Source organism: Deltaproteobacteria bacterium HGW-Deltaproteobacteria-6, from assembly GCA_002840435.1.
GTDB lineage: Bacteria > Desulfobacterota > Syntrophia > Syntrophales > Smithellaceae > UBA8904.
In genome coordinates this window covers 358027-384961 of the sequence record PHAT01000001.1, presented here as the reverse complement: position 1 = coordinate 384961, position 26935 = coordinate 358027, and the positions used below count along the sequence as shown (strand labels likewise).

22 protein-coding genes and 1 tRNA gene are annotated in these 26935 nt (G+C 48.3%); 5 read left to right on the top strand and 18 right to left on the bottom strand.

Going from position 1 to position 26935, the window contains the following annotated elements:
- The first annotated feature begins 8 nt into the window (after positions 1 to 8).
- Positions 9 to 1142 carry a hypothetical protein gene (locus tag CVU71_01720; protein ID PKN20533.1) on the top strand — a complete coding sequence of 378 codons (1134 nt, stop codon included), beginning with the start codon at positions 9 to 11 and terminating at the stop codon, positions 1140 to 1142.
- A gap of 64 nt (positions 1143 to 1206) precedes the next feature.
- Here CVU71_01720 and CVU71_01715 read toward each other — a convergent pair whose 3' ends face one another.
- The 6 genes from CVU71_01715 to CVU71_01690 form a co-directional block, all read right to left on the bottom strand.
- Positions 1207 to 2763, bottom strand: a complete 1557-nt coding sequence (locus tag CVU71_01715; protein PKN20532.1) for a hypothetical protein — start codon at positions 2761 to 2763, stop codon at positions 1207 to 1209.
- A gap of 11 nt (positions 2764 to 2774) precedes the next feature.
- The gene (locus tag CVU71_01710) at positions 2775 to 3185 is read right to left on the bottom strand and encodes a hypothetical protein (protein PKN20531.1); all 411 of its coding nucleotides are present in this window, start codon (positions 3183 to 3185) and stop codon (positions 2775 to 2777) included.
- A 578-nt stretch (positions 3186 to 3763) separates the two neighbouring features.
- Positions 3764 to 4414 (bottom strand): leucyl/phenylalanyl-tRNA--protein transferase, encoded by a 651-nt coding sequence (locus CVU71_01705; protein PKN20530.1) that lies wholly within the window; start codon positions 4412 to 4414, stop codon positions 3764 to 3766.
- 9 nt (positions 4415 to 4423) lie between these two features.
- Positions 4424 to 6700 (bottom strand): ATP-dependent Clp protease ATP-binding subunit ClpA, encoded by a 2277-nt coding sequence (gene clpA / locus CVU71_01700; GenBank protein ID PKN20529.1) that lies wholly within the window; start codon positions 6698 to 6700, stop codon positions 4424 to 4426.
- Positions 6697 to 7011, bottom strand: coding sequence for an ATP-dependent Clp protease adapter ClpS (locus CVU71_01695; GenBank protein PKN20528.1), 315 nt, complete (start codon positions 7009 to 7011; stop codon positions 6697 to 6699). Before CVU71_01695 ends, clpA begins: the two co-directional genes overlap by 4 nt.
- 343 nt (positions 7012 to 7354) lie before the next feature.
- Positions 7355 to 7442 (bottom strand) — tRNA-Leu (locus tag CVU71_01690).
- Positions 7443 to 7611: 169 nt separating this feature from the next.
- Here CVU71_01690 and CVU71_01685 point away from each other — a divergent pair.
- From CVU71_01685 to hrpA, 3 genes are read left to right on the top strand one after another with little or no spacing between them, the layout of a single operon-like run.
- Positions 7612 to 8937 carry an S-adenosylhomocysteine deaminase gene (locus CVU71_01685; GenBank protein ID PKN20527.1) on the top strand — a complete coding sequence of 442 codons (1326 nt, stop codon included), beginning with the start codon at positions 7612 to 7614 and terminating at the stop codon, positions 8935 to 8937.
- 16 nt (positions 8938 to 8953) lie between these two features.
- Positions 8954 to 10513, top strand: coding sequence for a hypothetical protein (locus tag CVU71_01680; GenBank protein ID PKN20526.1), 1560 nt, complete (start codon positions 8954 to 8956; stop codon positions 10511 to 10513).
- An 11-nt stretch (positions 10514 to 10524) separates the two neighbouring features.
- Complete coding sequence (hrpA, locus tag CVU71_01675; protein PKN20525.1) at positions 10525 to 14487, top strand: ATP-dependent RNA helicase HrpA; 3963 nt, start codon at positions 10525 to 10527, stop codon at positions 14485 to 14487.
- Here the strand turns inward: hrpA and CVU71_01670 are convergent.
- From CVU71_01670 to coaBC, 7 genes are all read right to left on the bottom strand, one after another.
- Positions 14477 to 15682, bottom strand: coding sequence for an aspartate aminotransferase (locus CVU71_01670; GenBank protein PKN20524.1), 1206 nt, complete (start codon positions 15680 to 15682; stop codon positions 14477 to 14479). The genes hrpA and CVU71_01670 overlap by 11 nt on opposite strands.
- Positions 15683 to 15714: 32 nt before the next feature.
- Positions 15715 to 16374: a hypothetical protein gene (locus tag CVU71_01665; protein ID PKN20523.1), complete on the bottom strand. Its 660-nt coding sequence runs from the start codon at positions 16372 to 16374 to the stop codon at positions 15715 to 15717.
- A gap of 28 nt (positions 16375 to 16402) precedes the next feature.
- On the bottom strand, positions 16403 to 16714 hold the full coding sequence (locus tag CVU71_01660; protein PKN20522.1) for a hypothetical protein: 312 nt from the start codon (positions 16712 to 16714) through the stop codon (positions 16403 to 16405).
- 67 nt (positions 16715 to 16781) lie between these two features.
- Positions 16782 to 17546 carry a hypothetical protein gene (locus CVU71_01655; GenBank protein ID PKN20521.1) on the bottom strand — a complete coding sequence of 255 codons (765 nt, stop codon included), beginning with the start codon at positions 17544 to 17546 and terminating at the stop codon, positions 16782 to 16784.
- Between the two features lie 29 nt (positions 17547 to 17575).
- Entirely contained in the window at positions 17576 to 18883 is a 1308-nt protein-coding gene (locus tag CVU71_01650) for a serine protease (protein ID PKN20520.1), read from the bottom strand.
- A gap of 20 nt (positions 18884 to 18903) precedes the next feature.
- Positions 18904 to 19506 (bottom strand): hypothetical protein, encoded by a 603-nt coding sequence (locus CVU71_01645; GenBank protein ID PKN21035.1) that lies wholly within the window; start codon positions 19504 to 19506, stop codon positions 18904 to 18906.
- Between the two features lie 125 nt (positions 19507 to 19631).
- On the bottom strand, positions 19632 to 20846 hold the full coding sequence (gene coaBC, locus CVU71_01640) for a bifunctional phosphopantothenoylcysteine decarboxylase/phosphopantothenate--cysteine ligase CoaBC (GenBank protein ID PKN20519.1): 1215 nt from the start codon (positions 20844 to 20846) through the stop codon (positions 19632 to 19634).
- A gap of 171 nt (positions 20847 to 21017) precedes the next feature.
- Here coaBC and CVU71_01635 point away from each other — a divergent pair, with 171 nt between their 5' ends.
- Positions 21018 to 22346, top strand: coding sequence for a peptidase M23 (locus CVU71_01635; protein PKN20518.1), 1329 nt, complete (start codon positions 21018 to 21020; stop codon positions 22344 to 22346).
- A 95-nt stretch (positions 22347 to 22441) separates the two neighbouring features.
- Here the strand turns inward: CVU71_01635 and CVU71_01630 are convergent, their stop codons facing one another.
- The 5 genes from CVU71_01630 to rpoN form a co-directional block, all read right to left on the bottom strand.
- On the bottom strand, positions 22442 to 23311 hold the full coding sequence (locus CVU71_01630; GenBank protein PKN20517.1) for an RNase adapter RapZ: 870 nt from the start codon (positions 23309 to 23311) through the stop codon (positions 22442 to 22444).
- Positions 23312 to 24196: a hypothetical protein gene (locus CVU71_01625; protein PKN20516.1), complete on the bottom strand. Its 885-nt coding sequence runs from the start codon at positions 24194 to 24196 to the stop codon at positions 23312 to 23314.
- Complete coding sequence (locus tag CVU71_01620; protein ID PKN20515.1) at positions 24177 to 24644, bottom strand: PTS fructose transporter subunit IIA; 468 nt, start codon at positions 24642 to 24644, stop codon at positions 24177 to 24179. The genes CVU71_01625 and CVU71_01620 overlap by 20 nt, the downstream gene beginning before the upstream one ends.
- A 111-nt stretch (positions 24645 to 24755) precedes the next feature.
- A complete protein-coding gene (raiA, locus tag CVU71_01615) occupies positions 24756 to 25286 on the bottom strand; it encodes a ribosomal subunit interface protein (GenBank protein PKN20514.1) in 531 nt (176 codons plus the stop codon).
- Between the two features lie 155 nt (positions 25287 to 25441).
- Complete coding sequence (rpoN, locus tag CVU71_01610; protein PKN20513.1) at positions 25442 to 26914, bottom strand: RNA polymerase sigma-54 factor; 1473 nt, start codon at positions 26912 to 26914, stop codon at positions 25442 to 25444.
- Positions 26915 to 26935: the final 21 nt, after the last annotated feature.

Below are 26935 nucleotides of genomic sequence, written 5' to 3'. Positions count from 1 at the left end.
GAAAAATCATGACGGTATTATTAATATCACTGGCTGTGCTCATTATTATTTCGTACGCTGTTTTTTTTCACGCTTTAAACAGTGCGCTGGCACTTCCTTTTCCAAAAGCACGGACAATTACAAAAGCAGAATTGAAATTCCTGAACACAGGTGACTCGATACGGAACGAAACCTGTGCAGGTCCTTACTATTACTGGAATCCGTCCGTACTGTATATGAATGGTTTTTACGCGGTTGCCGTCAGGGAATCAACCCGGTGCCAGCCCGGGGGAATTACCGGCATGTTCAAGACCATTTTTGCGCTGACCCAACCGGCTGTCAGCCATGTCCTGGTCGGAACTGCCGGAAAACCGGATGATGCTGTTATTCAGCTTCGGAACAAATTGGACAATAACATCATCACAGGCTATGATGGAAATTATCATTTCGGGCATGAGGATCCCCGCTGGATAGTTGATGAAGGCAATATCTATTTGCTTTCCGTCAAGGAAATCCATTCGAAACCCAAACAGTTTTTGACAAGCGTAAAATCTTTGGGCGAGTCAGGAGCCATTCAATTCGGAAAATCCGTGGATTTACAACTTTATGAAAATATCCCCGAGAAAAACTGGATGCATATTCCTCTTGAAAACAAACCGGCGGGGCGAAAGCAGCAAATAGCATTCGTCTACTCCATCGAACCTTTGCGAATTATCTGGAGCGACATTAATACGGGCAAAACAGAGATATGGTACGCGCAGGATGACGCGGAAAATCCCGTTGACCAATACAGAATCAGCGGTTCGACGCAATTCATCCGCTTCAGCGGAAAGATTCTTCCTGATGAACGGCAGGTTTTCTGGGGCATCGGACATTCGAAAAAAGCACATCCGGTATCTGTTGGTGAATTGGTTTTCTACCGATATATGTCCCACTTCATCTTATTATCCCTGATGGACTCAGGGGAATGGAAGATCAAGTGGAGTCATGGCCATTCATTTCCTGAAAAACCGAGGCGAATCCAATTTCCAACCACAATAACGGAAACCGGAACCAGCTATATTATCAGCATGGGAGAAATGGATTGCACTTCACATATCGTGGAATACGACAAGAAGGGTCTGGACGCCTATATCGCGCAACTTTTTGATCGTCTGCTCTGAATATTTTTTTGACATGCAATAACGGCAACAATAAAAAATCCTGTATCCCCGTCGACGACCGATCTCATTTTTGGGCAGCTTCTTTTTCAATGCGCTTGAAAATGCCCAAATCATTATCCTGGTTGAGAAAGTCAATAGTCACCCCTGTTACTTTGCCTTGCGGGTCAACCTGAAAAGCTGCAAATCCGGACGCTGCGCCGGGGTTGTCACCCAGCCAATGCATGGCAAAAACATCTTTATCCCATTCCCGGAGAGCCATTTTTACTTTTTTGGGCCCCATCACAAGGTTTAATTTCCCGTTAACGATAGAGATGCTTATCCCGGCGTAAACATCGTTATGATAATCTCCGGCGTATTTTTCCAGGGGCATGGCAGGAAGAGGTTTTTTTGGCGCCACGGGTTGCCGGGTTTTTTCTTCCTTCTTCATTTTTTCCAACTCGGCCAATGCTTCCGCGCTCAAATCCTTGGCAGGCTTGCCTGCATACTGGTCAAAAAACCTGAAAGCCAGCAACTCGGGCAGTTGCGTCACATAATTTGAAAGGATGACGATTCCGATTTTTTGTTCCGGAACGTAGGCCACCATGGTTTTCATGGAGGTCCCGCCGTTATGCCAGATAATCGGAAACGGCGAATGCTCCATGTATAACCAGCCTAAACAATAAAAGATGTTTTTGTGCACGTCACTTCCCGAAGTGACGATGGTTTTCGGTGAATGGACGACTTGCATGCCGGCCGTGGAGACTAACTGCTTATCATTAACCTTGCCGTTATCCATTTGAAAGGTGAGCCACTTCGCCATATCGACAATATTTGAATTGATGGCGCCTGCCGGACCGGCCGTATAGCTCCAGTCAAGAAATTCCCAATTTTTGGGTAAAACAATGACCTTGTCTCCTTCAGATGCATGCAATGAAGAAACATCTCCGGCATTCAAAAAAGACTGCTTATCCGCCGAAGAATCAGACATCCCCAGGGGGTTGAAAAGACGCTCCTGAAGCGCCTGCTCCCAGGTTTTACCGGTATATTTCTCGATAAGATCCGACGCCACAAGCCACAGCCCGTTCTGATAAGCATATTGGGCGCGGAAGCTGGCCACCGGTTTAATATGACGGATGGCCCGTTTAATATATGAGCGGTCAAAGCCCAGAATATAAAGGGCATCCGCGGCATAGGCAGGCATGCCGCTTCGCTGAGACATTAAATCAACAACCTGAAATTCGCGTGTCACCCAGGGATCATACATCCTGAAGTCTGCCAGATGATCGATAACTTTATCTTCCCACTTGAACTTCCCTTCATCCACCAGCATTGCGGCAAGCGTTGCGGTAAAAGCTTTGGAGGTTGAACCAATCTGAAAAATAGTATTTTTTGTTACAGGATCTTTGCGGCCCAGGGTCTTAACGCCATAGCCCCTGGCAAATATAAGCCGGCCATCCTGGACAATCCCGATGGCCATTCCGGGAATCTTCCAATCAGTTCTTGCTTTGGCGGCATACTGATCAAAATCAGATATTATTTTTTTAAGCGCTTCATCGTTTGGCTTTGCAGCATTGTCCTGCGCAAAAGCTCCGCCGGCCATAAGAATAAGTAATACCAGCAAAACGGCAATAATCCTTTTCATGGCTGCTCCTTTCACCAAACACAGCTGCCCACTTTGGGCGTGCAGGAATAGTCGTTCCGGGGCGGATTATCCCCGCTGCCTTCATAATGGACCTTGAGATTTCCGTCAAATGTGACACGGAAATTCGCATCACTGTGGCTGGGGACTTTGACGGCACAGCACTTATCGGTCCATGTACCAACGGGGGAAATGTAAACGCCGATGCGGTGGACACCGCAACTGTTTATCGTTTTTGTATCGTTTGGAGCAAAGTTCCATTCCTGCCCCTCACACAGAACCGACATATATGCACGATACTTCACGGCATTATTTGGAAGCTCGCTGGTGTTGGCAAAAGTGAGCCCTACCGCGCCTGCCTGTGTTGCAAAACCGATCACCATAATAAATGTCATAACAACGCCGATGTTCGTACCCCTTTTCATAGAAGCCTCCCTTGTATTTTTCCTCTCTGATCCATCAGTGCCTTCTATCTTAATACTGGACGTATTTTCCAATAAACTATGACCTGCAAGATGCCTCCATCAGACTTCTTGTTTTTCAGCCGCTGTATTTAACGGCAATGCAGACATTCATTCAACCGAATCCTTTTCATTAATTTTAATCAAAGACGAAAATGAATTTCCTGCAAGTATGAAGGTTTTACCTAATCCGCGACCTCCACATAACCCCACCATGGTCTGTGGTGGTGAATATGTTTCATCTGATGTTAGTGTCCATTCATAAAAGCTTTTTTAGGATGCCCGGGGACAGTAAGATAGAGGAGACTGCCCGTTTATCTTACTGTATCGTTTATATATGAATAGCGGCAATAGGCATGCCGGATGAAACATACCGTATTTTCGATTAGTTTTGAAGGCATAAATTTTCAGCCTTCGCCTGTTGGAATGAGCATCCCGCGAGCAATCTTCACGGTTGATTCTCATTTTTGCTCATTACCCCGCCCCTCAAGACTCCGAAACAGTGGCCCATCCCCCGGTAGTGGAATAAAAAGACCAGAGGATTAATGAAGCGCTTTTTTAAGATTCTTCATGAATTCGGCGCGTGAAATTTCTCTCGCGCCGAATCTTTTCATATGCTCTGTTGTCACCTGGCAGTCGATCAGTTCAAAGCCTCTGTCAGCAAGCTGTAAGGCGTATGTGGCAAAGGCGACCTTTGATGCGTCGTTCTTTTTTGCGAACATCGATTCCCCGAAAAAGGCTTTGTTCATGATAACGCCATAGAAGCCACCGGCAAGGTCATCGCCGTCCCATGCCTCGACAGAGTGGGCATAACCGGCCCTGTGCAGCCTGATATAAGCCTCAATCATATCAGTGGTTATCCAGGTGCCTTTCTCTCCCTTTCTGGTGATGGTGGCACAACTTCTGATAACCTCTTCAAAGGCCGTATTGGTCGTAACGCGGTAAAGGCCTTTTTTAATGGTCTGTCGTAGGCTGCGCGAGACCTTCAGCTCCGCGGGAAATAAGATGAGGCGCGGGTCAGGCGACCACCAGAGGATGGGATTCTTTTCCGAGTACCACGGGAAGATCCCCATTGAATAAGCGAGCACCAACCGGTCAACGCTCAAGTCGCCGCCAATCGCCAGCAGGCCGTCGTCGTCGGCCAGTTCCGGCGGTGGAAAAACAAGTTTCCGGGTCAATTTATAAACGGTCATGTTATTGGTTTAATCGGGAACACGATACACTAAATCCAGCTTTCCCTCTTTAAGGTCGACTGTTACGCTGCCGCCCTTTTTCAATCTGCCGAAGAGCAGCTCCTCGGATAGCGCATCCTTAATCTCCGTCTGAATGAGTCTGGCCAGAGGCCTTGCTCCGAATTTATCATCATACCCCTTTTCAGCCAGCCAGTCTCTGGCAGCACCGGTTAAGTCCATTGCTACCTTTTTCCCTTCAAGCTGTCCCGCCAGGTCATTAATAAACTTGTCGACGACCATTTTCATGACTTCGGAGGTAAGCGGATTGAAGGTAATGACTGCGTCAAGCCGATTCCTGAATTCCGGGTTAAAGAGCTTCTTTATCGCATCGCCGCCTTTTGATCTGGCATCGTCTTTTCTGTCACCGAATCCTATGGTCCCTATGTCCATCGCCTTTGCTCCGGCATTGGAGGTCATAATGAGGATGACATTCCGGAAGTCAGCCTTCTTCCCGTTGTTATCCGTCAGTGTGGCGTAATCCATCACTTGCAGCAATATGCTGAATATATCCGGGTGTGCTTTTTCAATCTCATCGAGCAGCAACACGGAGTATGGATGCTTCCTGATCGCATCGGTCAGCATGCCGCCCTGTTCAAAGCCGACATAGCCCGGAGGCGCGCCGATCAACCTGGCCACCGCATGCTTTTCCATATATTCGCTCATGTCGAAACGGATGAATTGTACACCAAGCACATTGGCCATCTGCTTGGAGACTTCGGTTTTGCCGACACCCGTGGGCCCCGTAAAAAGGAAGGAGCCGATCGGCTTCTCGGGAGCGCCTAGTCCTGCACGCGATCTCTTGATGGCCGATACAAGCGAATGGATGGCGCTGTCCTGTCCAAAGACCGCGGCTTTGAGCTCCGGTTCAAGATCCTTCAATTTTTCCGTGTCGGACGCGGATACGTTTATGGAAGGTATCTTGGCGATATGCGCGACGATGCGTTCGATCTCCTTTACCCCGACCACAGGTTTGCTTTTGCCGGAGGGTTGCAGCTTTCTTGTCGCACCTGCCTCGTCGATCACGTCAATGGCCTTGTCCGGCATGAATTTATCGTTGATATATTTTGCAGAGAGAACAGCCGCAGCCTTGATCGCAGCGTCCGTATAACCGACGCCGTGAAAATCCTCGTAATAGGAGCGCAGACCTTTCAATATATCAATTGTTTCTTCTATGGTGGGCTCAAATATTTCTATCTTCTGGAACCGCCTCGAAAGGGCGCGGTCGCGATCAAAATGGTTTTTGAATTCCTCATACGTGCTGGCGCCGATGCAGCGCAGTTTCCCGGAATTCAGCGCGGGCTTCAATATATTCGATGCATCCATCGAACCGCCGCTTGTAGCTCCTGCTCCCACGATCGTGTGAATCTCATCAATGAAGAGGATACAGCCGGGAATCTTTTCGAGTTCCCGGATAGTGGCCTTCAGGCGCGCCTCGAAATCGCCCCGGTATTTTGTGCCGGCAAGCAGTGATCCCATGTCGAGCGCGTAAATGACCGTGTTCTGAATCGGATCAGGAACGGAACCACTGTGGATATTCAGCGCCAGACCTTCTACCAGAGCGGTCTTGCCGACGCCCGGTTCGCCGACAAACACAATATTGTTTTTCCGGCGCCGGCAGAGCACCTGTATGGTGCGTTTCAGCTCGTCTTCACGGCCTACCAGCGGGTCAATCTCCCCCGCGGCGGCTTTTTTAATCAGGTTAACGGTATAAAGTTTCAAGGGATCTTTGGAAACGGGCCGCTGCGGCTCTGTCTGGCCGGGGTCTGTTTTGCGCACCGGTTCTTCGAACGGCGCTCCGCTTGGGTCGTCTTTGGCAAAATCTGCGCCGCCGTGGGATATGTAATTCAGCACATCAAGACGCGAGATGCCTTCCTGCTCAAGGAAATGCGCGGCAAAGGAATCGGATTCTTCATAAAGCGCCGCAAGCAGGTCACCCGCCTCCACCTCCGTCTTTTCAGCGGATTGCACATGAATGATAGCCCGCTGAATAACCCTCTGGAATCCGAGCGCAGGCACAGGGTTTGATGTCTTGCCGGGAGGCAGTAAAGGTATATTCTTTGCGAAGAATGTCTCGATTTTCTCCTTGATACTGCCGACATTGCCGCCGCAGCCTGTGATGATGTTGATGCCCAGTTCGTCATGGATGAGCGCAAACAGGATATGTTCGGCGGTAAGATACTCATGCCGGCGGTTTTTTGCATCTTTGATAATCGCATCCAGCGCCAGACTCAATTCTTTATTGATCATTCTTTCTCCATCACACATTTCAGCGGGAATTGATTTTCGGCCGCCATTTCATGCACCACGGCTACTTTTGTCTCGGCAATTTCACGCGTATATACGCCGCAAAGGCCTGCCCCCTTTTTATGCACACTCAGCATGATCTGGGTGGCCTCGGCAGGCGATTTGTGGAAAACAGTTTCCAACACCTGGATGACAAACTCCATGGTGGTATAGTCATCGTTAAGAATGATGACCCGATAGAGTGAAGGCTCTTTAGTCTCCTGCCTCTCTTTTTCGGCAACATTTTCGTCTGATTGAAATTTCTCTTCGTTCATATCAATCCCAGCGCATTAATCTCTTTATAGTCTGCACACGAACAGTCCGCCAGTCAATAGTAAAGGCAGACTATGGTGAAGAGGGATCAAGATATTCAACAAGTTCGCCTATCTGGAAACTACCCTAAAATGTCGAGTTTTGACAACTTTTTCTTCCTGGACCTGATCGGCGCCAATACTGATGCCTAAGCTGAGGTTTATGAGGATGAGTCAGAGGAAAGTAAGATCGTTCAACAAAGGAAAAACAACCTGAATTTAAGAAGCGGGGGGGGCAAACGACCTGCCAGACAGACAACAAAACAATAGGTTGCAACCTGAAAGGCTGCAACCTATTGTTTTAAATTGGTACCTGGGGTGGGAATTGAACCCACACAGCCGCAAGGACCGAGGGATTTTAAGTCCCTTGCGTCTACCAGTTCCGCCACCCAGGCCCAATGGTCAAATCACTGAAGAAACTGTGCGGCTTATATTATTTTTAATTTGGCGTGTCAAGGATTTGTAGCTGCTATTGTCATCGCCGGGAATAATATCTTTTTTGTGTCTTGAAGCGCATCTTTGTTTTGTGATAAGCATCAACTATATAATCGAAAGGACAAACGCATGCAAGACATTGACCTTATTATTTACGGCGGGAAAGCCCTGCTGATGGATAATAATAACACCTGTCTGGAAAACGCCGCCATCGCAATTAGCGCATCATCGATTCTGGACATCGGCAAAAAAGAAGCCCTTCAGTCAAAATATACGGCCAAAAAAACCATGAACGCGGAAGACTCCCTGATCATGCCGGGCCTTGTCAACTGCCATACCCATGCAGCCATGACCTGCTTCCGCGGCATCGCGGATGACCTGGAACTGATGAACTGGCTCAACAACTATATTTTCCCCGCCGAAGCGAAAAACGTCAATCCCCATCTTGCCTACTGGGGATCGCTCCTGGCCTGCGCGGAAATGATCAAATCCGGCACAACAACCTTCTGCGATATGTATATCTTCGAAGACGAAACGGCCCGGGCGGCAAAAGAAGCAGGCTTGCGCTGTCTGCTCGGCGAAGTGCTTTTTGATTTTCCTTCCCCGAGCTGCAAGAACCCGGATGAAGGACTTGCTTACACGCGCATGCTTGCTGAAAAATGGCAAAACGATCCACTGGTTAACATTATTGTTGAACCTCATGCTCTTTACACGTGTTCGCCTGCCCTGCTTAGGGACGCGAAGAAAATCGCCGATGATTATCACCTGATGCTGGGCGTTCACCTTCTGGAAAATCAATCGGAGCTTCGTCAGCTTCGGGATAAATTCGGGAAAAGCGCGGTCGCCTTCCTGAAAGAAACCGGCTGCCTCAACGAAAGACTGCTTGCTTTTCACTGCGTTGACTTTTCGGCAGATGACATCAAGCTGTTTGCGGATCATGGCTGTAAAGTCTCCCACAATCCGGCCAGCAACATGAAACTGGCCAGCGGCGTGGCTCCGGTGCCGGAAATGCTCAAGGCCGGTATTACCGTGGGTTTGGGCACGGATGGCTGCGCCAGCAACAACACACTGGATATGATCAGGGAAATGTCCACGGCGGCCAAACTTCATAAAGTCGCGAGGCTTGATCCAACCGTCATGGACGCGCAAACGGTCGTGCGCATGGCAACCATCAACGGCGCCAGGGCTCTGGGGATGGGGCATCTGGCAGGCTCGCTGGAAGCCGGCAAAAAAGCGGACATCATTATTCTGGACCTGAACAAACCGCATCTGACACCGCTCTACAATGAATATTCCCATCTGGTTTACGCGGCAGGCGGCGCGGATGTTGATGGTGTCGTCATCAACGGCCGGGTGGTCATGGAAGATCGCCGGCTGTTAACAATCAATGAAAACGAAGTCATGAATGAAGTACGGAAAATTGCCGTCAAAATCAAAAAAAGCATGAATATGTAAAGGAAAGGACAATCATATGTTTCTATCTAAAAAGCTGCTTGCATTCGCAGTGGCATTGCCGGTCACTTTCATTTTTTGCCTGATGACGCCTGATGTATCTTCGGGCATGGTTAAAGAAGTCACCTTCTTTCCCGATTCAGCCAGACTGGAAGAAACGGTAAAAATACCTTCGCAATCAGCCGATACCAATAAGGCAATCATTATTTTACCGTCACAGGCCGACCCGGAATCCCTGATTGTTTCTCCACCCGCCGGCCGGATAAAAATTGATGACGTACAGATCAAATCCATTGAACGGGTTGATGAAAAAAGAATCGACGCCCTGCGCGGACAAATTAAGAAACTCCAGAATGATAAAAAAGAAATGCAGGCCAGACTTCAGGCGCTGGAAATTCAGCTTCTTTTCTGGCAAGCCCAGACCAAGGCCAAAACCAAGACTGTCGCTGATGCGGATAATCTGGCAGCGGCCATCGGCAGAAACAGCCGCAAAATCTATTCTGAAAAATATTCGGTCGAAACAGAGCTGGGAAAACTCGACAAACAGATCAAAGAGCTTCAGGATCAATTAACCCGGGCTGCCGGGAAAAATGAAAAAGTCTGGGAAGCAACCATCACCCTGTCCGGTCCCGTGACAAACAATTCATACCTGAACTATACCTACACGCTGGGCGGCTGCGGCTGGCGCCCCCTTTACCGGCTGGAAGCCACCCCCTCCGCCAAGAGTATACTTTTTTCCTGGGACGCGGAAATCTGGCAATCCTCAGGCGATGACTGGAAACTGGCTCAAATCAATCTGGCGACTCTCCAGCCGATCCGCACCATCACGCCTCAGGAACTGCCCCAGTGGATTATCAAACCGAAAACAGACGTCGTCTATTCAAAATCTGCACGTCAGAAATTAGCCGCCGCGCCGATGATGGCCGAAATGTCCAACGCACCGGATGAATCAGCTCCGGTTGAAACAACCCATGCTACTTACTCGGTCTGGTCGCTGGGGAAAAAAAATGTAACGGCGGGAAGTCAACAGCGTTTAAAAATAAAAGAAGAGAGCTGGCCTGCTCAATTTCTTTTTCTGGCCCGTCCCAGTCAGTCACCGCAGGCTTTTCTTCAGGCACAAATCAAACTGACCCAGCCCGTCGAAATACCGTCCGGGCAGGCAACTTTTATTATTGACGGCGCCATGATCGGCAAACGACAATTCTCCCTTGCCGGAACGGAGGCGGACATTTATTTCGGCAACAGTCCTTTCATTACCGTCAATGCTTCCACAACAGCCGACAAATCGGGCGTTGCCAGAATCTTTCAGACGAAACAAACCCGTCAATGGCAATGGCTGATCGAAGCAAAAAACGCGGGCAAATCTCCCGTCAGGCTGCGTATTGAAGAACCGGTCCCGCAAGTTCGCGATGAAAGAATTATCCTGACTTTCAAACACAATCCCGAGCCGTCGGAAAAGGATAACACAAAATTTGTCTGGATTTTGGATTTGCCCGCTTTGCAGAAGAAGACCATTGAAACCGGCGTGGAGCTTGAGGCGCCGAAAGATATGAACATCGATTTCGGCTGGCGGCGCTAGGGAGATATACCTTGCCCCAGAATAATCCCTTCAACCGGTTTGGCCATCATATTGAGCATCATGCTGATGATCTTATGATTGCCGATTATCACCATCTTCTGCAGACGCTCAAAGCCGCAAACCGCCGGGCTTCCGGGCGGCCGGAAATAATACGGAATCATCTTGCCGGGCTGCAAAAAAAATATGATATGTCCCGTCTTCGCGTGCAGAATCGAAAACGGAGCATCCCCGCTTTCGGATTTCCTCCCGACCTGCCTATTTCAGCCAAACGACAACTGATTATTGATACCATCAGGAAAAATCAGGTCGTCGTCATTACCGGCGAAACGGGCTCAGGCAAGACAACCCAAATCCCCAAGATGTGCCTCGCGGCAGGCCGTGGACTGCGCGGCATGATCGGCCTGACTCAGCCCCGGCGGATTGCCGCCGTCACTATCGCCGCGCGCATCGCTTCTGAACTTGGCCAGACCGTGGGGGAAGCCGTATCTTATAAAATCCGCTTTGAGGAGAAAACGTCTACTGAGCCGCTGATCAAAGTCATGACCGACGGCATGCTGCTTGCCGAAACGGCCCAGGACGGTGACTTACTGGCTTACGATACGATTATCGTGGATGAAGCTCATGAACGCAGCCTCAACATCGATTTCATTTTAGGCTATCTGCGCACGCTGCTTGCGAAAAGAAAAGACCTGAAACTGATTATCACCTCCGCCACGATCGACACGTCCAAATTTGCCCAGGCCTTTCAAGATGCTCCGGTCATTGAAGTTTCCGGACGGATGTATCCGGTCGAGGTGCGTTACCGGCCAATCGATCCCGTCCTGGAAGAAAAGGGTGAAACGACCTACGTTGATGAAGTCGTGGCCTGCGTGGAAGCCTTGCAGAACGAAAGACGTTTTGAAGATATTTTAATATTTTTACCCACGGAACAGGACATTCGCGAAACGTGCGAACGGCTGGGAAAGCGTTGTTCAGGCCTTGTATTGCCTTTATTTGCCAGACTTTCCGCTGGAAACCAGCGGCTCGTTTTTAATCCCGCCCCCGAGCAGAAAATCATTGTAGCGACGAATATCGCGGAAACATCCCTGACGATCCCCGGCATCAAATATGTGATTGACGCCGGTCTTGCCCGCATTCTGGAATATAATCCCCGCAGTCAGACTACCGGACTGCCGATCAAACCCGTTTCGAAGAGCAGCGCCGAACAGCGAAAAGGGCGCTGCGGCCGCGTTCAGGACGGCATCTGCATCCGCCTATATTCCCGGGAAGATTTTGCCGAGAGGCCCCTTTATACGACACCGGAAATCCTGCGTTCCAATCTGGCCGGGGTAATTCTACGGATGCTGGCTTTAAATCTGGGATTGATCACGTCGTTTCCGTTTATTGACCGACCTCACCCGAAAAATATCCGCGACGGCATTGAAATACTACGCGATCTGGGCGCGCTGATCCGCGACGAAAGCGAAACAGAGGCGGAACATTACAAACTGACTGATATCGGCCGGACCATGTCCCAATTTCCTCTGGACCCCAGAGTGTCCCGGATGATCATTGAAGCCAAAAAAGAAGGCTGCGTCAATGAAATAGCCGTCATTGCCGCGGCACTGAGCATCCAGGACCCCAGAGAACGCCCTTATGACAAGATTGACCAGGCCGCGGCCGCTCACGCTCAATTTGCGCATCCTGAGTCGGATTTTCTCACTTACCTGCAGATCTGGAACCGCTATTCCGATATCCTTGAAAAAATGCAGTCGCAAAGCAAGCTAAGAAAATTCTGCCGCGATCATTTTCTTTCCTATCGGCGCATGGTGGAATGGCGGGACATTTATCATCAGATCCTGGAAATCAGCAGCGGCAAAAACATTATTTACAAAAACAGAAAATCCGTAAAAATCGAAATTGATCAGACCATATCCGATAAGATTCACCGCTCGATTCTCAGCGGCTACCTTTCCAACATCGCCCGGAAAAAAGAAAAGAATTTTTACACGGCTGCCAAAAGCCGCGACGTGATGCTTTATCCGGGCTCCGGACTTTTCAACAAGGGGGGCGACTGGATTGTCGCCTCGGAAATCAGCCTGACGTCCAGAGTCTTTGCCCGCAACGCGGCCAATATCAAAAGTGAATGGCTCGAAGAACTGGGCAGGGATCATTGCCGTTATACCTGGTGGGCGGCTCACTGGGAAAAGAATCGCGGACAGGTTGTGGCGCTGGAAAAAGTAATCCTGTTCGGCTTGACCATTGTTGAACAAAGAACGGTAGCCTATGAACGGATCAACCCGGAGGAAGCCAAAAAGATATTCATCCGCGAAGCGCTGGTCATGGGCGAAGTCGGACGTAAACTTCCCTTTCTCACACACAATCTGTCTTTGTGGGAAAAAATAAAGACCATGGAAGACAAGCTGAGAAAGCGCGGCATCGCCGTTGATGAAGAAACGGTCGCGCGGCTCTATGAGCAAAGACTTCCGCTGATTTCGGACATCCGGTCATTACAGAAACTGATCAGAGACAAAGGAAGCGACGATTTTCTGCGTCTCCGTGAAGAAGACTTCATTGCAGAAGATCCCGATCCGCAGGATCTGAATCAATATCCCGATCATATTAAAATCGGCAGCGCCGCCCTGGCTTGCCGTTATCGCTTTGAACCGGGCCTTGCACAGGATGGCGTAACCGTCTCGGTTCCTCTTGGACTGCTTTCCAGGGCCGCTTCGGAAAATATTGAAAAGCATCTGCCGTCTCTCCTGCAGGAGAAAGTCTTTTATATGCTGAAATCTCTGCCTAAAAACGTCAGACAAAAGCTGCCGCCTCTCGTTCAGATCGCTAAAATATTCAGTAAACGGGAAACTATTGCGGAGAATTCACTGCCGATGGCTCTAAGCAAGTATTTACTGCATGAATATCAACTGACGGTGCCCGTTAATTCATGGGCTCTGGACAAATTACCGCCGCATTTAAACATCCGCTACAGTGTGATTGATGATCAGGGCAGCGAAGTCACCAATAGCCGGAATATCGGGGAACTGCAAAAAGAGCTGATCGAACAGGTGCACCGGACCTCTCTTGATGCCTACCGCGGTCAATGGGAAAAGAATAACATTACCGGCTGGAATTTCGGCCGGTTACCCGAAAATATTGAACTCATGGGGAAGCACGGTTTGGCGGGCTACGCCTATCCGGCCCTGCAGGCAACAGACGGCGTCATCAATCTCCGTCTGTTTTCCAATCCGCAGGAATCAGCCATAAATCACCTTCAGGGGGTTGCCGCGCTTTACGATATTCGTTTCGCGGAAAAGCTCAAACAACTCAAAAAAAATATCGCCCCGGGCGGCGGGTTAAAAATTCAGGTTGCGAACATCGGGAATCCCAAGCAGTTGGAACAGTCCATCATGGATCGTGTCAAAAAAGATTTTTTTTATCAACCCTGGCGCAGTCCCGAGGAGTTTATCAATCACGCCAATGCCATCGACACGAAAATCCTGTCCTATGGACAGCAGGTTATTACTGCCATAGCACCGGTCATCAAGAGCTTTACGGATGCATATGATTTACTGCAAAAGCTGATGCAAAAAAACCGGACAAACAATCCCGTGTTGAAATTTCTTAAAACTACGCTTATGGAATTGCACGGCCTTATTCCCATTAATTTCCCCGCACTATACTCTTTCGATCGTCTGCGCGACTTGCCCCGTTATTGTAAGGCGCTGTCGATCAGGGCCGAGCGCGGCAGTCTGAACCTGGCGGCAACCGAAAGCAAATTGCAGGATGTGGCAATATATGCAAAACAACATCAGAAAATCGTGGACAACACGGCGCCTATGGCTTCAGCGGAGAAAAAGAATAAAACGGATGAACTTTACTGGATGATCGAGGAATACAAAGTTTCCCTCTTCGCCCAGGAGCTCAAAACCCCCTACCCGGTTTCACCCAAAAGGCTGAATCAACTGATCCGGGAAATTGAGAATATCATTTATTGATCCCGGACAAATGCTGTTTGCACTCTTTCAATGCCGCGGTAAATCCATCCATGGCATTGGCGATCGTCGCATCATCAACGCAGAAGGCGATGCGGAAGTAACCGGGAGAGCCAAAACCGCTTCCGGGAACAACCAGAATGTTTTTTTGCAGCAGCATGTGAACGAATTTCACGTCATCAGGAATCGGACTTTTTACAAATAAATAAAAAGCGCCCTGCGGTTTTATAAACTGATAACCGGCTTTCGACAGTCCCCGGCACAGCAAATCGCGCTTCTTCTGGTAGATGTCTACATCAACGGTCACGTGCTGAAGCCTCGCCACGATCCGCTGCATCAGGGCCGGGGCATTCACAAACCCCATAATCCGCGTGCATAAAATCAGCGCGTTGACCAAATCATCTGCATCATGAATTTTGGGATGAACGGCAATGTAGCCGATTCTTTCTCCCGGCAAGGACAATGTTTTGGAATAAGAATAAGCAATGATGCTGTTTTGGTAAGCTTTCAATATACTGGGCACCGTCAAACCATCAAAAACAATTTCGGCATACGGTTCATCGGCCAGCAGATAGACGGGTTTCCGGCGCACCCGGCTTTTTTCCCTCAGCAATCGGGCAAGGTCCTCTATATTTTTTTTGCTGTAAACCCTGCCGGTCGGGTTGTTGGGCGAATTGATGATAATGGCTTTCGTCTTCCGGGTGATGGCTTTGGAAATGGCGTCAATATCCAGAGAAAAATCCGGCTTCGTCGATGCATATTTCACAACACCGTCATAATTCTCTATGTAAAAGGGATACTCGACAAAAAAAGGTTTGAGAATGATGACTTCATCGCCCGGATCAAGAAGCGACTTCAAAATTACATTGAGCGCGCCGCCCGCCCCGCAGGACATCACGACATGATCGGCTGTTATTTTTAAACCGCTCGTTTTGCTTATTTTTTTGGCGACAGCCTGCCTTGTTTCCGGATATCCCGCGTTTGGCGTATAGCCGTGTTTCAGCGCAATTTCCTCATCGGCGACGGAGATGAGTTCTTTTTTAAATTCTTCGGGATGATCCACATTGGGATTTCCCAGACTGAAATCATAGACTTTATCAGCGCCATGTTTCTTTTTCAGAATGATCCCCTGCTCAAACATTTTCCTGATCATGGATGACTGTGAAATAGATGCTTTAATTTTTTTTGATATGGACATTTTATGATGGCTCCGATCTTGTCTCGAGTGTTTCAATAATTATTTTTCAGGTATTTATTAATCGTGCTGAAATCTTCAAAAGGAATACAGGGGATATTCTCCTCGCGATATTTTTTCAAAAGAACCCCTTTGGCAAATACCAGATCAGCCGAGCGCGACGGACATATATCCGAATGTCCGTCGCCAATATAAATGATCTGTTCATACATCAGGCGAAATGAATGCAATACCGAGTTTTTGCAGGTCCCGCAACGCCCGCATAAGGCATTCATCCCGGGAAATTTGATGGCCAGGGAATCGCCGGCGCCGAATTCCAGCACATTGGAATAGAATTCAATGTCCGGAAAACCATGCTGCTCCAGGATGCTCCGGATATAAAAATCCAAACCGTCGGAAACAATTTTTACGTCCAGGTTCTTCTTTCCGCACAGGTGATAGAACGGCGAAAAACCCCGGGCCAGTTTTCCGCGAGCGAGAATAAATTCCTTCATTTTTTCGCGATTGCCGGCAATGAGCGGAGCAATTTTCTCATAAGCGGCGCGCGAACCCATGGTGCCTTTGACATATTCCCGGTCCAGTTCATCCCAGCTTTTGCCCGTAAATTCACGAAGGACCGCATGACCGATATCCGCCTTACAGATCGTACCGTCAAAATCGCTGAGAATAAGCGCCCTTTTTTGTTTAATAACCATGATATTGTTTATGCCGACGATCCTGTCATTACTGCTTGCGGCGTTTCATGATGACAAAGATACCCAGCACAACCAGAACAAACGGCAATATATACTGAGAATACTTGTAAAGATCAAAACCATAGAACTCAATGATTAAAAAAATGACGCCGACTGTGGCTACAAACCAGCCTTCGATGGCCCGAACTCTGTAAATCAGCGTGCTGACACCGATGACAATCAGCAGAATCGGCCAGGTCTGACTAAAGCTGCAACTGGTGGTTTTGCCGACAAAGATCAGAACACCCAGAGTAATTAAAATAAGTCCGCCGGTAAGAATGTTTTTCTTTTCATTTGGCATAAGTCTCTCCTTGAAAATAAATTTATTTTGACGGCAGGGGACCTTCGTCCCCTTACCGAATAACGATTTATGCTTTATCCGCCATTTTCAAAAACGGCTTAAACAAATCAATGGGTATGGGAAATACGACTGTTGAATTATTTTCCGCGGCGATCTGGTTTAACGTCTGCAGATAACGTAATTGCAGCGACATCGGTTGCGTTTCCATCACGGCGGCGGCATCAATCAGCTTCTGGGCGGCCTGAAATTCGCCTTCCGCATTGATGACCTTCGCCCGTCTTTCTCTTTCCGCTTCCGCCTGCTTGGCAATAGCCCGTTTCATTTCCTCCGGAAGGTCAATTTGTTTGACTTCTACATGAGATACTTTGATCCCCCAGGGTTCCGTGCTGCGATCCAGGATCTCCTGGAGCCGCAGATTGATTTTCTCGCGCTCGGACAGAATTTCGTCCAATTCCATCTGGCCGCAGACACTCCGGAGCGTTGTCTGAGAAAGCTGCGAGGTGGCAAAAAGGAAATTCTCGACATTGACAACAGCGGCATTCGCATCCACAACTCTGAAATAAACGACCGCATTGACTTTAATCGATACGTTGTCTTTGGTAATAACATCCTGAGGGGGTACATCCATGGTAATCGTCCGCATGTCGATCCGGACAATTTTATCAATACCGGGAATGATAATGATTAAGCCGGGCCCTTTGATGTCACGAATTCTGCCCAGCCGAAACAGAACCGCCCGTTCATATTCATTGAGCACCTTAATCGCCGAAGCCAGAAACATAACGACCAATACAACAACAACCAGCAGGGGTAAAGGTAAAGCTCCCACCATAATGCGTCCTCCTTATATATTAATTTATTTTATTTTCTTTCTTTAATTTCTTCAACAATCAGTTTCAGGCCGTCAACCTCTTTAATCCTGACTTTTGCTCCCTGAGGGATAAACTGATCACTCCCGGCCGTCCAGTATTCTCCCTGGTAAAACACCTTCCCTTCGCCGTCGATGGCCGTTTGGGCTTCACCCTGTCCTTCGATCATCGACTCTTTTCCCGAATAATGTTTCCTCAGTTGCGCTTTAACAGCCAGCCAGATGACGACGATAAAAAATGCGGAAGCAACCAGTACAGCCGGAACCAAAACCTGCAAAGAGATTCTCAGCGCCGGTTCCGGCGTGTCAAAAAGGAGAAATGACCCCAGCGCCAGGGATATCACGCCGCCGACGGCCAACATACCATGGCTCATAATCTTGATCTCCGCAATAAATAAAATAATGCTGAACAGGATCAGCAATACGCCTGTATAGCTCACCGGAAGCGCGGATATGCCGACAAAAGCCAGCAGCAGAGATATCCCGCCGATTACACCGGGCAAAATCGCGCCGGGCGTGGAAAATTCGAAATACAGACCGGCCAGACCGATCAATAAAAGCAGGTAAGCAATGTTGGGATTGGATATCGCCGAAAGAATTCCCTGCCGTGTGCCGATCTTTTTTGTGTCCAGAACGGCATTGGCGGTGGACAGCTTCTTTTTTTGTCCTGCGACCGTAACCTCTTTGTTATCAATCGCCGTTAAAAGGGTTTGAATATCAGGAGCCACAACATCGATGACTTTCAATTTCAGAGCCTCATCCGCCGTGATCGATTCGCTCTTGCGCACCGCTTTCTCCACCCATTCTTCGCTGCGACCGCGGGTTTTGGCAATGCTGCGGGCGTAGGCCGCCGCGTCATTCTCCACTTTTCTGGACATGGTTTTGTCCATCTCAGCAGGGCCCCCGATGCCGATGGCCACCGGATGGGCGGCGCCGATGTTGGTGCCGGGCGCCATAGCGGCGATATGAGCGGCCTGCGCGATAATTACGCCGGCGGAAGCGGCCCGTGCGCCTGACGGATAGACATAAACAATGACCGGCATCGGCGCATTGAGAATGCTTTTGGCAACATCCCGCATGGCTGTGTCCAGACCGCCCGGTGTGTCCAGTAAAATAATCATGCCGGTTGCACCGGCTTTTTGCGCTTCCTCCAGACTTTCTGCGACATATTTCGCCTGTGGATCGGTAATGATGCCTTCCAGGTTGATCACATGAAAAAGAGGTTTCTTGTCCTGCGCATGGAGCATGCCGGCTGTTGCAATGATGATCAGCAGTAATACGAAGCATATTCTTTTGAACATGACGTCACCTCTTCCTGACTTTATGATCGATCAGCTTGTTCAATTTCTTTCATGATCAACTGGACATCTTCCCAGACCTGCTTTTTGGCTGACGGATTCCGTAAAAGATAAGCCGGATGGTATGTTGGCATTAACTTGATCCCGTCATAGGTGTGAAAACGCCCGCGCAATGCGGTAATCGGCGTTTCGGTTTTTAAGAGGGTTTTCGCGGCGAAGGACCCCAGCGCGCAGATAATCTGCGGGGATATCAGCTGCAATTGCTGCTTCAAAAAAGGCTCACATAACCTGATTTCATCGGGCAGGGGGTTGCGGTTTCCGGGCGGCCGGCATTTGAGGATATTGCAGATATAAACGTCTTTTCGCTCGAGTCCCATCGCTTTGATAATGTTGGTCAGAAGCTGCCCTGCGCGACCCACAAAGGGCAGGCCCTGCTCATCTTCATCCGCACCCGGCGCCTCTCCTACAAAGACAATTTTAGCTTCTGCGTTGCCGTCGCCGAAAACAATGTTTTTTCTCGTCCCGGCCAGTGAACATCGCGTACATCCGGCAACATTCTTTCCAAGACTGTTTAATTGCTCTTCATGATTTCTTGTTACCGTCTTATTCTTCTTCTGCACCGGCATAGGCTTTTTCCAATCCACTTCCACATACAAATTTTCAGCATTCAGGACCTGTCCTTTGACGGTCTTCACTAAAGACAACAATTCTTTTTGTATCTGATCAGATGATGATAGCGATAAGGTTTCCGTCATTGTTTTTCGCGAGGGCCTTTCTTTTTACAAAATGTCTTAACATGGTCAAGAATCCGGTGAGCGGCGTCTTTTTTGGTCATTTTGTCAAGTTTAACCGTTTTCCCGTTTTTATCGATGATCGTAATGATATTCGTGTCTGTCTGAAAACCGGCGCCCTCTTCCCGCAGGCTGTTGGCCACAATCATGTCCATATTTTTTTTGAGCAGTTTTTGCCGGGCATTGGCCAGCAGATCCTGTGTCTCCATGGCAAAACCCACCAGAACGCCTTTTTTCTTTTTTGCGCCGATTTCAGCGATAATGTCCGGATTACGCGTCAGTTCAACGCAGAGCAGCCCCTTATCCTTTTTTATTTTTTCCGAGGCCATGGATTTTGGCCGGTAATCGGCCACCGCCGCCGCTTTGATAATCACTGTCGCTTTTGAATAATGATTCATCACGGCCTGGTGCATTTCCAGGGCGGTGCGCACATATATGATTCTTTCGACCGGCGGCGCCGCCAATTTTGTCGGTCCGGAAATCAGCGTTACTTCTGCTCCGCGATGATGTGCGGCCGTTGCCAGCGCATAGCCCATTTTCCCCGATGAAAGATTGGTGATATAACGCACCGGATCAAGCGGTTCCTCCGTGGGACCGGCCGTGATGAGCAGCCGTTCACCTGTAAAATCCTTGGGGGTCAGCAGGGATTCAACGGCGTCCAATATTTTCGCAATCTCCGGCAGCCGCCCCGATCCCGATGTTTTACAGGCCAGCTCGCCCACACCGCTTTCCATTACGGCATAGCCGAATTGCCGGAGCTTCCGTATGTTGTCCTGCACAACGGGATTGGCCAGCATCTTATCGTTCATGGCGGGACAAATTAAAGTTGGTTTGTTTTGCGCCATAATGGTCGTGGAGAGGAGATCATCGGCGATGCCGGATGCAATTTTTCCGATGATGTTTCCCGTGGCCGGCGCAATCAGAAAGGCATCGGCCCAGTCAGCCAGCGCGATATGCGCCATGTCGTATTGATCCGCGGGCGTGAACATATCCGTATAAACCTGTCCCTGTGAAAGGGTTTGCAGGGTTAGCGGCGTAATAAACTCGGCTGCGCTCCTGGTCATGATCACCCGGACCTCTGCATAGGCTTTGATCAGAGCCCGGGTCAACTCCGCTGCTTTATAGGCGGCTATACCGCCGGTAATTCCCAACACAATTTTTTTATTTTTCAGCATGGGTTTTTATCACTTTATTGTTTTTTTTGAGAATATAACAGCGTTTATCGGCAAGATCAAGGCATAAAGTCTTTCAGCGCCACGCCGGCAAAAGGATATTTTTCTTGCAAACATCTTTAAAAGTCATTATGACAGCCGCGTGTTCATTCATATCATAAATCAAGGAGCTGTATGATGAAAAGGATAGGCGTTTATGTAACGTTTGCCATAATTATTTTACTGGCCGGTGCGGCAGGCTGGCTTTATTTTGCCGATTATCTTGATCGGGGAAAACCGGTTATTAAATTGAATCAGGATATCATCGCCATCGGCCGGCAAAAAGAAATCGGGATGACTCTTACGGATGCGGCAAGCGGCCTCGCCAGCCTGAAAGTGGAAATTATCCAGGATAATAAATCGCATATTCTGTTTCAGGAAACGTTCCCGTCCAGAACACACAAACAGAAATCCGTTCAACTCATCATTAATACCGATGATCTCAAACTCAAAAACGGCCCAGCGGTTATCAGTATAACCGCTATAGACTGTTCTCTGTTTAAAAATGAAGCCATCCTGGCGGCACAAATCAAGATCGATACGGTACCCCCGCAAATTGCCGTGCTCAATCCGATCAATTACATCAACCAGGGCGGCACCGGTTTTATTACCTATCGCGCGTCCAAACCAACCGTATTGACAGGCGTCTTCGTGGATAACCGATTTTCCCCGGGGCACACCATTTTGATTAACAACAAACCGACATCGGTTGCTTACTTTGCTCTTCCTATGGATGCATCCAATGCCAAAACAAAAATTTTCATCTTCGCCCGCGATGAAGCAGGCAATGAAAACAGGATTTCGATGCCTTACAATATCAAACCGAAGAAATTCCGCTCCGATAAAGTCAATCTGGGAGATTCCTTTCTCCAGCAGAAAATGCCTGAATTTCAGGCATTGACTTCCCTGCTACAGGGGAAAACGAACGCTGAAGTATTTGCTTATGTGAATACAACTCTGCGCGATGAAAATACAAAAACTATTCAAAACATCTGCAACAAATCCATCAACAAGAAATTATGGGAAGGTGCATTTCTCCGGATGAGCAACGCCAAACCCACGGCAATGTTTGGAGATCAGAGAACCTATTTGATTAACGGCACATCTTACGGCAACGCGGTGCATCTCGGCGTTGATTTAGCCTCGACCGCACATGCGTCTATTGAAGCCGCCAATCATGGAATCGTCGTCTTTGCCGGTCCGCTGGGCATTTACGGCAATACCGTTATCATCGACCACGGTCTGGGATTGTTCAGTCTGTACGGACATCTTTCGTCTATCGAAGTCACCGTCGGGAAAAATGTTAAAAAACAGGAAAGAATCGGCATTTCCGGATTAACCGGTCTGGCCGGCGGCGACCATTTGCATTTCAGCATTGTGGTTGGAGGACAGTTTGTCAATCCCCAGGAATGGTGGGATTCGCACTGGATTGAAGACAACGTGATGAAAAAGATGGCGATCTAAAGGTTCGAGGTTCACGGTTCAACCCCTGCGGGTCACATGCCCTGCAGGGGTGACCATCCGCTATCCTCCAGTCAAAATTTACTATTCTCTAAACCTCAGCTTTTGTTAATATCCCGGTGAGACGTGTGAACCATGTGTTTCATTTTCTGGAAATGGGAGCTGAACTGATTGGTCATCACGACGGACCGATGCTTGCCGCCTGTGCATCCAAGAGCAATGTTGAGGCGTGCTTTTCCTTCTTTTTCATAAAGAGGAATAAGAAAATTCATCAGATCGATTGTTTTCTTTAAAAAATCTTTGCTTTCCTTGTTGTTTAAGACGTACTTTTCCACATCCCGATGATGACCGTCAAAATTCTTCAGGTCTTCGACATAATAGGGATTGGGCAGAAATCTCACATCAATGACCAGATCCGCGTCCGCCGGCAACCCGTAACGGTAACCAAATGACATCACATTGACGATCATTTTTTTCTGCCGGGAAGACGGAAGAAATTGCCTCTGAACGATATCTTTGAGCTGATGCACATTGGATGTCGTCGTATCAATGATTTTGTCGGCCAACTGCCTCAGCGGCGAAAGCTTTTCCACTTCCAGCCGGATTCCTTCCATAATCGTGGAACCCTTTGCGGATAAAGGATGATTGCGCCTTGTTTCACTGAATCTACGCAGCAGCGAGTCTTCACTGGCTTCCAGAAAAAGGATTTCAATTTTATATCCTTTTTCCTTCAGGCGTTCAAAAATACGCTGGTATTTTTCGACAAAACTTCTTTCCCGTAAATCCATGACCATCGCCACCTGTTTGATGTCCGGCGAAGACTGGAGGGTAATCGAAAGAAACTTCGGCAATAAAACAACGGGGAGATTGTCCACGCAAAAAAAACCGATGTCTTCCAGCGCCCGAAGCGCGGTGCTCTTACCGGAACCGGATAATCCTGTGATAATGACAACATGGAGATTTTTCAATTAAGCAACTCCTCTTAATTTCCGTGCCGCTTTTTTTAACAGATTTTTGTTTAAATATCCAGTGCGGGGAATCTCTATTCGCAGGCACGGCAATCTGGTTTTCAGAACATCCTTGTCGACAAGCTCAAAACACGCATCATCAGTATCCGTTCTGATCACATCGATTATTGCAGTCAGCACTGCTTTGGATTTAATGTCTGACGGTCTCAATATTTCATCCACTGGCACTATTCCGGTCTGTCCGGTATATAAATAATCTTTGATTTTCCGGTGACCGGAAATCAATAGTTTATCATTTTGTTTTTTAATGACCGCGATATCATCGGCAATCCAGACACAACCTTCCTGCGCGGCCCGGATAGCGGTGGTTGTCTTGCCGATTCCGCTTTGCCCGGTGATCAGAATCCCCCTGCCCTGAATCTCCAGAGCAATGCCATGCACAGCAACACATTTGTTGATTTTTTCCTGAAGGATCGCCTTGATCCGGCTTTCCAGAAGACATTCATGCAATGCGGAAGCCGCTGCCGGCAGACGATGACGTTTAAGTCTTTTTTTCAGGTGAACCGGCAAGATCATGCATTGGGAAAAAATCAGCAAAGCCGCCTTACAGAAGGCAAGACCGGCAAAATATTCCTCACGCAACGGATCGGCAAGCGCTATAAGCTTTTCCAGCGCTCCGGGCGTCAGAATAATAATTTCATTTTCACGGTAACGGGCCTTCCCTATGCTCCGGCAGAGCCTGATATGCGGCCTGGCAGAACTCTTCTTCCAGTTTTGCGCTGCAAATATCTCCCGGATTCCCAATAAGGGCAGACGATCCTGAAAAATATTTTCCAGAGTAGCCGTCTTATGAGACAAACTTTTCTTATGAAGGACGGGGCTCATCTTGCTCAACGATCACCTTGAATAAATCGTTTTTTGTTTTCGCATCGATAAGTTTTTTACGGAATTTAGGTGTTTTCAGCATTTTGGAAATCCTGGCCAGGGCTTTTAAATGCTGACCGGTCGAATTCTCCGGAGCCAGCAGCATAAAAAACAGCTGAACCGGTTTCCCGTCAATCGCATCAAAGGCAATTCCCTCTCGACTGCGTCCGAAAGCAACAACAAGCTCCTGAAGATCCGGAACTTTGGCGTGAGGAATGGCAACGCCGTCCCCGATTCCTGTTGACCCCAGTCTTTCCCTCTGCTGCAGTACATCGATTGCTTTGCTTCCGTCAATCGGGAGACCGCTCTTAATCAGAACATTAATCAATTCCGTCATTACATCTGTTTTGGTATGGGATAAGAGATGATCGTTGAGATACTCAATTTTGAACATTTGATCCAGTCGCATGCAGCATACACCTGACCTTGAAATCTGAAATACCATTACTTACCCCATTCCCCGATGGTTCCGGGGAATGGGGTTTTAACACCATGGTTTTGATATAAATGGGTTACACGGTTAGCTGTTCGTTTCAATATGAGCAAAGCTACCGTCGTCAAGGCGATGGACCAGACTGACTTTTTCAGAGGTCGAATCACGATAAATTAAAAAATGGGCTTTGTTGCCTTCCAGCTCCAGGATCGCTTCTTCGAGCGACATGAACTTCAAGACGACCTTGCGGGTCTCGACCACTTTTGCCGTATAATCGTCTTCTTCCTGTTCTTCCGCTGTTTTCCTGTCCGCGTGACGGATGCTTTTGGCCTTGTGTTCTCTGACTTTTTCCTTCTGCTTTTTGAGTTGTTTTTCAATTTTGTCAATACAGCTGTCTACGGCCAGATGAATATCCTTGTCTTCTTCTTTGGCATTTACATTCCAGCCATTGGCGCTTAAATTTATTTCGACAACGTTACGAAATTTTTCGGTTGAAATGATAACGTGGGCTTCGGCGGGCACATCAAGATATTTTTTCAGCTTTTCGATTCTTTCTTCCACATACGTTTTCTGCCAGTTTTCGCCTTCACTGTTCCTGAAAGTTACCGAAATGTTCATGATTTTTCCTCCATGATGAAATTAGGTCGCCCAATGCCCCGAAAGGCATCCCTACTACCGGCAACAAAGGTCAGTCCTATAGTGGCGACCAGACCAAAAGTCAACCGGAATTTTATCCTCTTTATTATTTAAATCGCCATTTTAAGGCATTGACTTTAAAAATATTTTTTCCTCTTGGATGACGGCAATATCCCGATCATTTCCCGATACTTGGCAACTGTCCGCCTGGCAATATCGATGCCCTTGGCCTTCAGCAGATCAACGATTTCACAATCGCTGTACGGCTTCTTAGGGTTTTCCTTCGCGATAAGATGTTTGATTTCCTCTTTGACGCTTTTCGAGGCGATATTTTCACCGGACGTCCTCTGAATGGAACTGCCGAAGAAATATTTCATTTCAAAGATGCCGCGGTGAGAATGCATGTATTTATTGGTCACAACACGACTGATCGTTGATTCATGCATTTCCACGTCATCGGCAATATTTCTCAATACCAGGGGTTTGAGATGATCGATACCGTAGTCAAAGAATTCCCGCTGATGCTTGACAATGCTTTCGGCAACTTTATAAATGGTCTTCTGCCGCTGCTGAATGCTTTTAATGAGCCAGGTTGCCGACTGAACCTTATCACGGATATATTTCTTGCCGTTTTCTTCTTCCGCATGATCCCTTCCGCCGACACCGGCCATGATTTCACGATAGAAATTGCTGATCCGCAGACGCGGCAAACCATCATCGTTGAGGATAATTTTATAGTCATCTCCCGATTTCACAACATAAACATCGGGAATAATGGATTGAACTTTTTCTTCCGAATACATGGCGCCCGGCCGGGGATCCATTTTACTGATCAGCAGAACGGCGATTTCCACCTCCCGAAGGGGAACCTTTAATTTTCGGGCAATATGCACATAATTCTTCAGTTCCAGATCCTTCAGGTGATCTCTGATGATGATTTCCAGAAGAGGATTTTCTTTGGTTAACATTCGGGCCTGAATGAGCAGGCATTCCTGAAGATTACGGGCAGCCACACCGGGGGGATCAAATTCCTGCACTTTTTTTAAGATAGTCTCAACCTGATCTTCACTCACGTTTTCCAGCTGGGCAATCTCTGTAAGCGTCGCGCACAGGTAACCGTTGGGATCGAGGTTGCCGACAATTTGAGAACCGACTCGCACTTCGTCCCCGGTAAAAGGCGACAGTTTCATCTGCCACATCAGGTGCTCCACGAGCGACGGACTTTCCGTTACAACGTTATCCAGCGTCGGCGCATCTCCGTCCGCCCTGTCATAAGAAACACCGACGGGGCCGTAATCCTCCAGATAATTATTCCAGTCAAATTCTTCACGGCCGTCGCCTTCGCCGGTCAGTTCCGCGGTATGATCCGGAGCTTTACTTTCTTCCTTCTCTATCGACTGAACATCGTCTTCGACGTCAGCCCGCACTTCCTCGGCGCTGGCATCGTCCGGCGTTACTTCTTCCAAGAGGGGATTTTCTTCGATTTCCTGGTTGATCGTGTCCACAAGTTCCTGACGGGACAATATCAGAAGCTTAATCGCCTGCTGTAATTGCGGCGTCATGATCAGCTGCTGGGACAATTTCAAGTTCTGTTTTAATTCAAAAGCCATAATTGACTGTCACATATCCGT